Here is a 14,531-nt window from a genome sequence, read left to right as displayed (position 1 = left end):
TTAATTTTTTATAAATTTTATAATTACATTATTTCTGGTAGTACTTACTTTTCCGTAATACATACCTGCTGTTAGCTTACTTAAATCAATAGATTCACTTTCACTAGTGATAGGTTTTGTAAATACAGCACTTCCTTTTATATCATAAATGGTAAGTATAGAATTCGAAGCATTTTTAATTGTTGCTGAAATATTTACAGGATTAGGGTACATAACGATACTTTTTCCATCAATAGTCTCTAATGATTTTGCAGAAGTATCTAATGGAGTAACAAACCAATGTAAATTTTGACTATTTGATGAAGCATTATATAAATTTACGTTTTGTTCTCTGGCACCGCCACTTCCACCATTAAGTGCATAATTTGTATTACGTTTTACTAACTTATAAGCTCCACCTCCTGCATCTACTTTCTGCCAGTGTTGATTTGGATTCTCAGTATCACAAGGCCATAAATACACATTCTGTTGATTAGCACCCCCATTATTACCGTCTATACAGTAGTCAGTTCCCTGTTTTTGATAAGCATAATATCCATTCCCTCGGTTTATCTCTATCCATTGTTGATTACCATTTGAAACATCAGCATTCCAAAGGTAAATATTCTGTCTTTCTGAGGCTCCGCTTTGTCCATCCATAGCAAAACCTGTGGAGTTTCTTTTAGTAATATGAACTACATTTGAACCAGTACTACTATAGTTCCCTGCTTCGGTCAGCTTAAAAGAAACCCAACTACCACTACTGGCAGTAGTGGTAAAAAGTACTTGATTAGCTCTATTCATTTGTAGTCTTTTACGACCATCTCCCCACTGCCAATCAGGCAAGGTAATATGGTAACTTCCAGCTGCAGAACCTGGCGTTAACACATAATAAGTTTGTTCTCCTGAAGATGTAGTAGCTTGCATATCTGCTAGTGCAGTATTACTAACTGTTCTTAAGCCAGGTTTTGTACCACCAGCAGCACGTCTGATATGATAATATCCATTACCTTTAGGCACAAAAATCCATTCTACGTTAGCACCTGTAGTAGTGGTTGTCGTTCCGTAAGGATCTTCACTTTCACCATCTGCAGCTAATCTTTTATTAACGCCTATACAATCAATATAATATTTTTTGTCCGTTCGGATTTCTGCTGTTTCAACCAAAAAAAGATCCATTACTGCTTGACCCGCTGCATTAATAGATCCATTGGTTAAATTAATTGATTTCCAGCTATTGTATAGCACTAAACCATCAACTCCTCTATTAATAGCTTCAACAAGGCGTGTAGTAGTATTTCTATTGGCAGCCTCCGTTATATTATGATTTACTTCTGAATCCCATACAGGCAAATTTTTTGCTCTTGCTACATCGATAAAAGTAGCCCAAGAACCGTGATCATAGCCTAAATTATGTGTAGTTGCTACGGTGATGTAATTACTAATATTAGTATTTCGCATTACTTCAATACTAGCTGGTATACCCCATGCTCCTGAACCAATAATTTCTGCTCCATTTACATTCCCATATAATGATGAGTAAATCGTATTCATTTGACTCGCATTCCAACCATGGGTAGTCCGCCCGTCCTCATTAAAAGGATTAATCCATTTACACTTATATTCGCTAGCAAATTCTTTAACGTGGTCTATTAATATATTTGTTCTGGCAGCGACACCTCTTGTATTACAATCAATACCAAATCCTTCACATGCAATATTTTTAGCTCCTGAACTTTGAGCTGGATTTGCCATAATTGGGAAGCCCTGAGCAACAGCTTGATTGTAAAAATAAGTTAACATTGCTTTATTAGGAATTGCTCCTTCTGGGAAAATAGGAATTCGAATTCCGTTTACTTTCATTTCCCTGAATCCTTTAAGTAAATTGTCCGCTTGCGCTTGTGTAGTAATCCTATTTTGTATAAACGCCTGTTTTACATCACCCAGTACATAATCCATTCCATTTACATAATGAGAACTGTTATAATTTTGAGCATTACTTTCAATAAAGAACAAAGAAAAGAAAAGAATTACCGTTAGATTTTTCATATTCATATTATTACTTGTGATAATTTTCATTTATTCTTTAATAATCTTTAATACGCTTATTGAAGATTTTCCGGTCACTTTTGCAAAATACGTTCCCGCAGATAATGCACTTAAATCTACAGTTTCATTAACGCTAGAAATAGTTTTAGTAAATACCAGACTACCATTTATATTATAAATATTTATAATAGAATCTGATGCGTTCTCAATAGTTGCTATATTATTTACTGGGCTTGGATAAATTAGCACGCTTTTATTTTTACTAAGATTGGATGATTTATCTGCAGCCGTTAATGATGTAATAAACCAATGTAAGTTTTGACTACTTGAAGAAGCATCATATAAATTTACATTTTGCTCATTAGCGCCGCCACTGCCTCCGTCTAGTGCAAAATTAGTATTACGCTTTATCAATTTATAAGCTCCGCCTCCTGCATCTACTTTCTGCCAATGTTGATTTGGATTATTGGTGTCACAAGGCCATAAATACACATTCTGCCGATTAGCACCGCCATTATTACCATCTATGCAATAATTAGTTCCTTGCTTTTGATAAGAGTAATATCCATTGCCATGATCTATTTCTAACCATTGTTGATTAGGATTAGAGGTATCTGCATTCCAGAGCTGTATATTTTGTCTTTCGGCAGCTCCATTTTGACCGTCTACAGCAAAACCAGTGGCATTACGTTTTGTAATATGTACTAAGTTATCTGATCCATTGTTATTATTGGAATTTCCTGCTTCTATAATTCTAAATGACTCCCAAGTACCATTTTTACCCTCATCTACCATTCTAACGGTACCAGAGTTATCTACCTGTAATCTTCTGTAGTTTGCTCCACCACCTGGTATTGTTAAGAAATAAGTTCCTGAACTTGACCCATTTGTTATTTTATAACGTGTCCATCCACCTGTACTTGATGTTGCTTGCATATCTGCAAAACTGGTATTGTTTGTACGCAAGCCGGGTTTAGAACCCCCTGCAGCTCTGCGTATAAACCAAGTATCATTATCTGCTGCTACAAATTGCCATTTTACATTATCCCCAGAGGCAGAAGTATTTGTTGTATACGGATCCTCGCTTTCGCCTGTAGCAGCTAATCGTAGATTATGAACCGGAGCATCTATATAATATACCTTAGCAGGATCTGGTGTAAAACCTACCGTAGTGCTATTTTCATCTGGATTTACAAGATCATATCCATCTGCTTTATCATAAAGAGAAACGTTGTCATAAGTAACAGTTCTAGTTTCGTTATTCACATAATCCTCTGATGAATAGTTATATTGTCCAATTGAAGTTCCAAAACAATATGTCCCATTGATCATACCATTAGGACCCTGATCACCCCAACCAATTCTTTGATTGGTCTCATTTACTACTAACTCACCGTTTGCCCAAACCTGAACAGTACCTTCGTCAACATTTTTTAAGATAACGTGCATTACAATATCTACAAATTCATCTCTTGGAAAATTCCTTAAGATATCATGGTACGTAAATGTTGAAACACTATTGTAGCGATGTTGCCATACCAATGTTCCTCCATTTCTGTTTTCAAATCTCAACATACACATATGATTCGCTGCTCCTGAAGATCCATTATAGCCCCATATCTGCATCAACCCAGCTTGTGTATTTGGACTGTTTTGCATGTAATCACTATCAATTTTAAGGCTTAAACCCATCCAAATGTGTTGTGTAAACCTGGGATCACCAATAGGCATAAATTGAGCTTTTCTACCTGAATTGGTACCATTATACAAATCCTCTCTCCACTGAGTTCGTACTGCACCATCTATAACTTTTACCCTAGTCTCTTGGTCAGATTTTCTAATTTCATAAGGTCCTAACTGACCATTATTAAAATCGTGTGTCACTAATGTTTGACTATTTAGTGTACTAAATAATCCTAAATATAAAACTAGTATTGATAAACAAAATGAGTGTTTCATGATTTATGCTTTTGTTGTTTCTTTTTTGAATTATTAATACAAGTTTTTAATAAATCACTTGTTATAATTTTTTATTCTTTAATAATCTTTAATACATTTATTGAAGATTTTCCGGTCACTTTTGCAAAATACGTTCCTGTAGATAATGCAGTTAAATCTACAGTTTCATTGATGCTAGAAATAGTTTTAGTAAATACCAGACTACCATTTATATTATAAATATTTATAATAGAATCTGATGCGTTCTCAATAGTTGCTATATTATTTACTGGGCTTGGATAAATTAGCACGCTTTTATTATTACTAAGATTGGATGATTTGTCTGCAGCCGTTAATGATGTAATAAACCAATGTAAGTTTTGACTACTTGAAGAAGCATCATATAAATTTACATCTTGCTCATTAGCGCCGCCACTTCCTCCATTGAGTGCAAAATTCGTATTACGCTTTATCAATTTATAAGCTCCGCCTCCTGCATCTACTTTCTGCCAATGTTGATTTGGATTATTGGTGTCACAAGGCCATAAATAAACATTCTGCCGATTAGCACCGCCATTATTACCATCTATGCAATAATTAGTTCCTTGCTTTTGATAAGAATAATATCCATTGCCATGATCTATTTCTAACCATTGTTGGTTAGGATTAGAGGTATCTGCATTCCAGAGCTGTATATTTTGTCTTTCGGCAGCTCCATTTTGACCGTCTACAGCAAAACCAGTGGCATTACGTTTTGTAATATGTACTAAGTTATCTGATCCATTGTTATTATTGGAATTTCCTGCTTCTGTAATTCTAAATGACTCCCAAGTACCATTTTTACCCTCATCTACCATTCTAACAGTACCGGAGTTATCTACCTGTAATCTTCTGTAGTTTGCTCCACCACCTGGTATTGTTAAGAAATAAGTTCCTGAACTTGACCCATTTGTTATTTCATAACGTGTCCATCCACCTGTACTTGATGTTGCTTGCATATCTGCAAAACTAGTATTGTTTGTACGCAAGCCGGGTTTAGAACCCCCTGCAGCTCTGCGTATAAACCAAGTGTCATTATCTGCTGCTACAAATTGCCATTTTACATTATCCCCAGAGGCAGAAGTATTTGTTGTATACGGATCCTCGCTTTCGCCTGTAGCGGCTAATCGTAGATTATGAACCGGAGCATCTATATAATATACCTTAGCAGGATCTGGTGTGAAATCAACAATAGGTGTTGTAGGGTCCCCATTAAACAAGGGAACTCTAAAAGTAACGATAGATTTATCAGGTACTGTAAATGCATTACTTAAGGTATGATTTGCTACTTTCTTTAAATCATTAGATGCGTCAGTAATATATACTTCTGCATACTCAGCATAAGTATTATTAGGTAAGTTCTTTAAGCTTTGTCTAATATTAACATCACTGTCAGACCAGTTTGTATATACGGTTACTAATTCTGATTGATCTGGCGATACAAAAGAAACCCCCATTAAAGAATTTAAATTACCAGCACCATTAGTACTCACACGCTGATAACCAGGTCTTATAAACCGACTGAAATTTCCTAATGCCCAAAGGTTTTTATCCACATTAATACTCCCTGAGTTTTCTAAGGAAGCATAGTCACCACCTCCGGGTATTAATTTTATTAAATAAAATCTATTTTTTTGATCCCATCGTTCTCTTTCAAGTGCTGTCCAATAATCCCACATACTCACACCAGCAATTTCGAGATCTGCATAGATAATTTTTGCTAAGAAAATAGCGTTAGTTAATTTGTCATCATAATGCTGACTTAGTAAGTTATACTCTGTTTGATATACTTCTAAATCTCCATAGCTCGCTGCTTTAGCTTTTGCACTTGCTCTGGAAGAATTTATAGAAGAATCTGAGCCATTTATCCAATAGGAGTGTGCACCGATACCATTAAGCATTTGAGAGAAATTCCCTAAATAGTAGGGACTACTAGTGTTGAAATAATTGTCAATGATATCACTTTTATCGCTGTCATCTTTTACTCCGGTTAAGTATCTATAATCAGCCGCTTCAGACAATAAAATTTTAGTATTTAGCCCTTTTGCTACAATATCTCGGTCTAATTTTTCTATTAGTTTATATACCTCATTATGTTTCCAAGGGCATCCTTCCTGACCACTGTTCCATTCGTATTGAGGTTCATTGATTGGACTAATCTGTGAAAATTCTATTCCTTCATCGTCAAAATGTTTTAAAACAGTAACTAAAAAGTCTGAAAATCTGTTGTAATTACTATCTCCTAAGTTTGTAGTTCCGTATCTATTGGAATTATTACTATTTGTTCTTCCATTTTTGGTATAGAAGCGAGGAGGGCTATTGACAAAAGCTACTAATTGATGTACATTATAATCATTAGCCGCTTTTAAAAACCATTGTTGTCCTAGTTGTTTATTCCAATCATAATTTGCGACACCTCCTGATACGCTTGTAATAAAACATTCTGATCTTCTTTCTTCTTTATCAATATTACTGGAGTTACCTTGCTCAGCACTACCACCTCCAATATTGAATCTCCATCTGGATAAGCCAATTCCCTTTGGATTGTTACCATTAATTTCTGTAGAGAACAATAGTTCTGCAATATCTTCTTTTACATCAGTATCCCAATATCTACCTACAGGATCCATATTCCAGGCATCAGAAGCTCCAAAACCTTGAATTTTTTGATGTTTAGATCCCAAATCAATTTCAACGTTTTGCTGCGCTGATATGTGTAAACTAAAAGCTAATATTGCTATTGATGTTTGAAAAACCCTACTCAATTTGATCATAACGTATTCATTTCTTTTATAAAAAGATTTTTAAATTGGTTAACCAATTTTTAATTGGAAGTAAATTACTCATATGATCTAATTAATAGTGGTGCTATTTAGAATTTGTATATGATCAATTATAATTTGCAATGGTAATCCTGTTTTACGTTTTTATACTTTTTTAAAAAGAGATACTGATTCTTATATTTATGTTAAATCAATTGTATAGAGTAGGGGATATTTCACATAAAAAAATTGAGTAAATACAGTAATGATAGCTTGTATGAGAATAATTAAATAAAAAGTATAGTGAATTTTTATCTCAGGCTATTTCTTCAATAACTCGAGTGTCATATTATTTAATTACTCTTATTATTTAGAAAAGTTGTAAAATAGAGAAAGGCAGGTTTATGTCCCCTGCCTTTGTATTCTAGAATTTGTAGATATAGTATTGTTATTTTTTAAGAACCCTTATCGTTGATATTTCGGTGCCACTAGTTATTTTAGCCAAATATATTCCTGATTCTAATGTGCTCAATGCTAAAAATCCAGCTCCATTCGTAATATTTTTAGAGAAAACGACCTGACCTAATGTATTAGTAATATCTACTCTACCTTTGGCTTGTGAATTTCCTAAACGGATGTTCAATACATTCTCAAATGGATTAGGAAATGCTTCACTACTAATCACATTATCTTTTGATGCTAAGTCATTACTCTTATTTGCAGATCCAAAGGTCCAATGTTGATTTTGATTTGAATTATTAGATTCCCATAAATATAAATTTTGCCCATTAACACCGCCTTTATTTCCATCTAAAGAGAATCCAGAGGCATTTCGTTTTTCTAATCTATAGTTTCCATTGCCAACATCCACTTTTTTCCAGTGTTGATTCTGATTATTATTACTACATTCCCAAAGATATACGTTCTGACCATTTGCACCACCATTATTACCATCTATACAATAATTGGTGTTTACTTTCTGATATGAATAATATCCGTTACCACGATCAATCTCATTCCACTGTTGGTTTACGTTACCAGCATTCTGAGACCATAAAAATATATTTTGTGTATTTGCTCCACCCCAATTTCCATCAATAGCAAAACCAGAAGCATTGCGTTTTCTAAGATGTACAACAGAAGAGTTTGTAGGTGGGTTAACAACAGAACCACAAGATTGACTAGCACTACTAATATTACCTGATTGAGAAACAACACTAGTTACGTCATAATCATCACCATTACCATAAGAATTATTGTTCTTAATTATACCTGTTGCTCCAGATTTAGCATAAATTCCTTGTCGATCATTATTAGCTACACAATTATCCTGAAAATCTATATCTCTGGCAGTAAAGTTTTCACTGTTAGCTCCGAGTCCATAACTGCTATCATCATCTGCACCAAAACCATTATCTGTAATAATACAATTATGTACTAAATATCCTTCGGTATCTGCAGCACGAACACCTCTAAAATAGTTACCAATCATTTCACTATTATAGATTTCTATATCTTCACTATAAGATATGTTTATTCCATTAGCAGAGGTAGAATAATTAAAAGATGAATTTTTTACTGTAGCTCCATATACTCTTCTCAAATACATGTTATGTGCAAATCCTTCTTTTCCTTTAGTTCCATTTTTACTAAAATCACAGTTTTCTACTGTGAGATTCTTAGCACCTTTTATATGAACTCCCCATCCAGTATTATAACAACGTACATTAGATATCAAGATAGTATCATGATCAGTACCATAAGATACAATATCCATACCACCTCCATCTACCTGATTTGTTCCGGTAAGTGTAAGGTTTCTAATTGTTATATTTTTTAATCCGTATCCAGCTTGCTCTATAATTTTAATATTTTGAGTCGTTTTAATTGTACTTGCATAGGTTCCAGAACCCTGTAATGTGACATTGCTTTTTATTTTTAATGATTCATTAATTGTAAATGTTCCTGCGGCTAGTGTAACGGTTCCACCACCCGTAGAACTAACATAGTCAATGGCATCCTGTATATCGCCTCCCAGAGAAACTGATCTGTTATCAGCATTCATATGTATTGTAGCTAATAAAAATAAAATAGTTAAGATACTTCTACATGTGTGTTTTTGTTTCATGATTTTTGAGTTTTTTAGGTTTTAAGGTGTTGGTTTGTGAAATAATTAGATTATTATTTATTGCAATTTAATTGGTTAACCAATTAATGTAAACGTGAAATTAATTAGATTAAAATTGAATTATTTAAACCCTTTAGAATTAGTATATATGAATATAGAATTCGTAGTGAGACAAGATTTTTTCGTTCCTAACGAATTTGGTCTTTATTTAACAGCTTTCAGACGGTAAGACAGCAATAGAGTAAGCTTAGGATTATTGGTGGTATTGCGTTAAAAAGTCAGTATATAAAGGAGAGGTTTTAAATTTCTTTGTAAAACAAATAAGTCTGCTAACATTATGATATCATTAGCAGACTATTGTAAGATTATCATTAAATATCTTATTTCTTTGTTATCAACTTACTAATCGTTTTATTATCTCCGGTTACTTTTACAATATATACACCACTAATTAATTTATTCAGAGGTATTGTACTCGTATTAGAGGTAATTCTTTTGGAAAAAACAATTTGACCAGTGAGGTTTACTATATCCACTTTTGCTTCAGACTGTGAGTCATTTAATTGTATGTTTAATATATCTGAAAAGGGGATCGGATATACTTCAAAATCAGCTTTTATTTTTTCTATAATTTCCTTGCTATCACTAATAGGCGTAATAATCCAGTGTAAGTTCTGGCTACTGCTGGATGAGGAATATAAGTTAACATTTTGCCCATCTGCACCTCCAGAACCACCATTTAATGCATATCCAGAAGCATTACGCTTTATCAATTTATAGGCACCAGATCCTACATCTACTTTTTCCCAGTGTTGATTTTGGTTATTTTCATTACAAGTCCATAAATAAACATTTTGATTCTGAGCACCACCACTATTACCATCGATACAGTAATTAGTGTCCTGTTTTTGATAACTATAATATCCGTTACCACGATCAATCTCCATCCATTGTTGATTTTTGTTCGTGCTATTCTGCGACCATAGATATATGTTTTGTGCATCATCACCTCCATGATTACCATCGATAGCAAAAGATGTAGCATTCCGTTTTTTGATGTGTACTATTGATGATGTTCCTATTGAAGTTTCGCCTTCAAAAACTTGTACTTCTGCTAAGCTCAATGCATTGCTCGTATTTAATTGAACTCTTATTATCTTGCCTTGGACATTTCCTGCATTCAAAGTTAATGATGGAGAAGGAGTAGTCATATAGTTTTGACTGAAGGTAGTATTACCATCACTATCGATTACAGAAACTGTAAAATCAGACAATCTGGTGGTACAACAGTCTGTTCTATTAAAAATTGTAATATCACCTATATATTTAGTTGTACTCAGATCAACTTGCCACCATGGGTTTGCCTCATTTGCTGTATGCGTTACCGATTCTTGATTCCATATTCCGCTCGTATTACCATCAATAGCTCTAGATGCAGCACCATCATAGTCTAAGGATGATTGAGTTGCAACTCCATATAAAGCCAGATTATCAGTAATGGGTGGAGTAGTGGTGTCAATACATTCACCAGAAGACGAAACATTATTACCAGCACCATTATCTGTTACGGGACCACAACTAACGATAGTATTTCCACTAGCAGATGATTCAAGAATAATTTTATATTCTGTTTCATTGACAATAGTAGAATTATCTCCTGAAATTACAATAGCACGTTCTTCATCACTATCCAAAGGACCTGGAGTTCTATGAAATACAATGTTGTGATTATTCCCTAAAACATCTGCTAGATTATGCGGACCTTCTGCATGAGGGGATGGAATGATAGTCCATTCAATATCCATATTACTTCTGCTCAATCTAAAATCAGATAAAGGAGCATATGCAAAATTTCCAGATGAATTGATTACATTTCCTCCTGATGGCATATTCCAGTTTGTCGCACCACAATCAATAGACGTAGTGTTATTTACAGTAGCTGGTCCGCCCAAATACAATCGAACACCACCTCTCATTTTTTTTGCTGTGCAATTCTCTACGGTTATGCTTCCAGGAATGTTGTACATTCTGAATCCGTCTTCACATAGAGAGTGTACTTCATCAGTAGGGATAGGAGCATTATCGTCTAGAGGCATTTTATAATTAGATCTGTAAGGTAAGTCAAATGAGTTTGTTTCCTGATACAATTCTGCTGTTGCTCTGACTCTCCCTTCTACCAACGTATTTTTGATAACTGTTTCATCAGCATCTCCCTGCATAAATATTCCATGTCCAAAAGCTCTTTGCTGTAATTCTACATGATCGATTGTATTTCTTTTACCTGTAATAAGTATACCACAACGTTTATCTAATCCGTACACATTATCACTACCAATACCGTACATACTTCCATATCCATATGGATATGAACCTCTTGTAGTTAGTTTAAGACCATCTATTAGATTGTCATCACCTTCAATATTCATAACAGCATCACCGCCAAGACCATTTGCTAAATTTGTTCTATCTTGATTATATGCACTAAAATCAGTTACTTCTGTCATTCCATTTCTATAGGTATCTTCTATTTCTCCACCTATAATGGTGTTGTCATCACCAGAAACAATTATATATGCGGAGCTTACACTACCTACCGGTACATCGATATATACTCCGGTAAGATTAATTGTGTTGTTGTTACCTGTAAAAAGAATATTTCTGGAACTGCTGGCTAAATCCTCTAGATTATAATCGCCTGACTGCATGACAATTTCTTGATTGCTATTCTGAACAGCAGCACGAAGTTCTGCTAACGAACTAACTGTTGTTTGTGCTTTTACCTGGAAACTCATAAATACGGCTAATACAAACAAAATATTGAGACACCTAATTGAGTATATTTTATTTGACATTGAATTTTTCATGAATTTTTTTGTTAACTATTTTTAGGAAGTCTATAGTTCATCTGCTTTTACACTTAAAAAGCAATCTATAGATTATTGAATTATTAATCTTTTAATTGATGTACTATTCGTTTGACTAAAAATTTTAACCGTATATAAACCAGTTGCTAATTGACTAACATTGATGCTATTAGTGCCTTCTGTAATACTAATTGTCTTGATTACCTGTCCTGTCATATTAATAATAGACACTTGCGCTTGCTCAGATCCTCCAAGACTAATATTTAAAATATCAGAAGTTGGATTAGGATACATATCTATCTGGTCTTTTGATGATAGATCATTGCTCTTTGTTGTACTAACAGGGGTAATAATCCAGTGTAAGTTCTGGCTACTGCTGGATGAGGAATATAAGTTAACATTTTGTCCATTTGCACCTCCGGAACCACCATTTAATGCATATCCAGAAGCATTACGCTTTATCAATTTATAAGCTCCCGATCCCATACTAACTTTTTCCCAATGTTGGTTCTGATTGTTGTTTTGACAAGTCCATAAATATACATTCTGACCGCTAGCACCACCATTATTACCATCAATACAGTAATTAGTATCCTGTTTTTGATAACTATAATATCCGTTACCACGATCAATCTCAATCCATTGTTGATTTTTATTAGTGCTATTCTGAGACCATAGATATATGTTTTGCGCATCAGCACCTCCATGATTACCATCAATTGCGAATGTGGATGCATTTCGTTTTTTCATATGAACTATTGTTGAAGTTTCTGATCCTGTCGTACTACTTTCTGAAATTTTGATATTAGAAATGCTATAAGTTTCATCTGCATAACTAGTGTAAGCCTGAATGATAAGTTCTATATTATCGCCTTCAAGATCAGCTACAGAAATTGTTTTAGACGCAAAAGAATCGGTGTTTTCTGAAATTGTACGTAAGGTACCTCCATCAATTTTATAATATACATTTATATAATCGGCTGATTCCATATTACCTTCTCCTTTGATATCCATAGAAACGGTCACTGCAGACGCACAAGAGATATCTATTGCTTCAGAACTGTAATTAACTGTTTGATTTGTTACCGTAAAATTAGTATCTGTCCAGGGTAATGAGCAGCCTGTAGGAGGAGGAGTCACTGTATTACAATCTGTAGATGTGGAGACATCATTATCAGAACCATTATTAGTGATTGTTCCACAAGACTCACCTGTCAAGTCTGAACTTTCTGATGCTAATACTAAAGGATATTTAGTAAGATTATTAATATTGATGTTGCTTGCTGTATAATTTTCATCATTAGATCGTAATCCTATAGTAGTATTATCTCCACCCACATTCAATTTTAATGACTGATCAGGATTATCAATAGTACTTTTAAAAGTTAAATCGTGACCACTACCTATCACAATAGCCAGATGTTTACTACCATTGTATGATTGCCCGCTATAAGGCAATACAGTAATATCTGCTGTAATATTTCGATCATTTTCGTAATCGACTCCAAATATAGGTCCATATTGAGCGTCTGCACTACAGTTTACTATATCACCAGAACCAATAGCATATCCTCTTTCACAACCAATAGCAACACATCCTTCTACATATTTAGTTCCCGTTGCATGTGTCAATGTAACTCCAGCTCTCATGTTTTTTATAGTACAGTTAAGGATCGTAGGGTTTGAGGTTCCTCGTTCATATCTAACACCATTAATAAAAGTTTCTCCACCATTGTATGCTCTAATACCTTCTTCACCAGTACTCATCATATAACCCGCTGGTAATCTATATCCCCAGGTGGTCATAAAATTAACATCATCAGCTCTCGTACCTGTTCCTTCTTCCAGGAGCATATCATCAGTAGAACGCATTTCCCCTTCTACATAACAGCCTTCTATTAAAGGATTATTAGCAGCCTGCATAAATATAGCGTGACCATATGATCTATGAATCACAGTACAATTTTTAAGATGATTTGATTCTCCTCTCACTAGTATCGCTGAATGCTTATAGTGATAAATAATCGTATTAGATCCTCCTTTTCCGAAGGCATCACCGTAACCATAAGGCCAAGATCCTTTTACAGTCATATGAAAGCCTTCAATTCTATTGCCAGAGCCATCTAAAGCAATACCAAGTGCAGTTTTACTAGGATTATCCGTAACACTGCCATTGTCAACCATTTTTAGATTTTTTAAGACATTGTTATTACCTAAAACCTGAATCTCTTTGACATCTACACGTCCAAAACTTTTGAATATGGCTGTATCAAAATTAATCGTAACACCTGTAAAATCATAAGTGCTATTAGAACCCTCAAAAAGAAAGATAGGATTACTAAACTTACCTGCTGATATATCGGCCGCGGTAACATTATAAGTACCAGGAGCCAATTTAACATTGGCATTATTGTCATTTAGATAGGGTAGTAGTGCACTTAAAGAGTTTACCGTGGTTTGGCTATAAACGCTCTTGTTGGCTAATAAGAATACTGTTAAGATTAATAAACCAAAACCAGTACGTGTTTTTAAATGATAAAGTAACTGTGAGTTCATGATTGTGTAAATTAGGTAGTCTGATAAGTGAATTTTTCAGATACTAAATTACCATTTGAATGTTCAATTTAGCATCTAGATATACTAACCGTTCTTAAAATCGAAGTATTTGACACTATGAATTTAGAATTCGTAATTTTATTGGTTGACCAATTTAAAGTATGCTTAAAAAAAGAGTTAATTTTTTAAGCACACTTTACTTTTTCATAATGATGC

6 protein-coding genes are annotated in these 14,531 nt (G+C 34.1%); all 6 read right to left on the bottom strand.

What is annotated here, in order from left to right:
* The 6 genes from ABD816_RS13030 to ABD816_RS13005 all read right to left on the bottom strand — a co-directional run bounded on the left by ABD816_RS13030 (nt 1) and on the right by ABD816_RS13005 (nt 14,315).
* Nucleotides 1–2,028 carry an RICIN domain-containing protein gene (locus ABD816_RS13030; protein ID WP_344928000.1) on the bottom strand — a complete coding sequence of 676 codons (2,028 nt, stop codon included), beginning with the start codon at nt 2,026–2,028 and terminating at the stop codon, nt 1–3.
* 30 nt (nt 2,029–2,058) lie between these two features.
* Nucleotides 2,059–3,987 carry an RICIN domain-containing protein gene (locus tag ABD816_RS13025; RefSeq protein ID WP_344927998.1) on the bottom strand — a complete coding sequence of 643 codons (1,929 nt, stop codon included), beginning with the start codon at nt 3,985–3,987 and terminating at the stop codon, nt 2,059–2,061.
* Between the two features lie 71 nt (nt 3,988–4,058).
* Nucleotides 4,059–6,779 carry a glycoside hydrolase gene (locus ABD816_RS13020; RefSeq protein WP_344927996.1) on the bottom strand — a complete coding sequence of 907 codons (2,721 nt, stop codon included), beginning with the start codon at nt 6,777–6,779 and terminating at the stop codon, nt 4,059–4,061.
* Between the two features lie 436 nt (nt 6,780–7,215).
* Nucleotides 7,216–8,895: an RICIN domain-containing protein gene (locus ABD816_RS13015; protein ID WP_344927994.1), complete on the bottom strand. Its 1,680-nt coding sequence runs from the start codon at nt 8,893–8,895 to the stop codon at nt 7,216–7,218.
* A gap of 380 nt (nt 8,896–9,275) precedes the next feature.
* Complete coding sequence (locus ABD816_RS13010) at nt 9,276–11,687, bottom strand: galactose-binding domain-containing protein (protein ID WP_344927992.1); 2,412 nt, start codon at nt 11,685–11,687, stop codon at nt 9,276–9,278.
* A 144-nt stretch (nt 11,688–11,831) separates the two neighbouring features.
* Entirely contained in the window at nt 11,832–14,315 is a 2,484-nt protein-coding gene (locus ABD816_RS13005) for a T9SS type A sorting domain-containing protein (RefSeq protein WP_344927991.1), read from the bottom strand.
* Nucleotides 14,316–14,531: the final 216 nt, after the last annotated feature.

This window comes from Aquimarina addita (assembly GCF_039539305.1).
In the GTDB taxonomy this organism is placed as follows: domain Bacteria; phylum Bacteroidota; class Bacteroidia; order Flavobacteriales; family Flavobacteriaceae; genus Aquimarina; species Aquimarina addita.
Note: the sequence above shows the minus strand (reverse complement) of the source record. Positions and strands in the feature narration are given on the sequence as shown.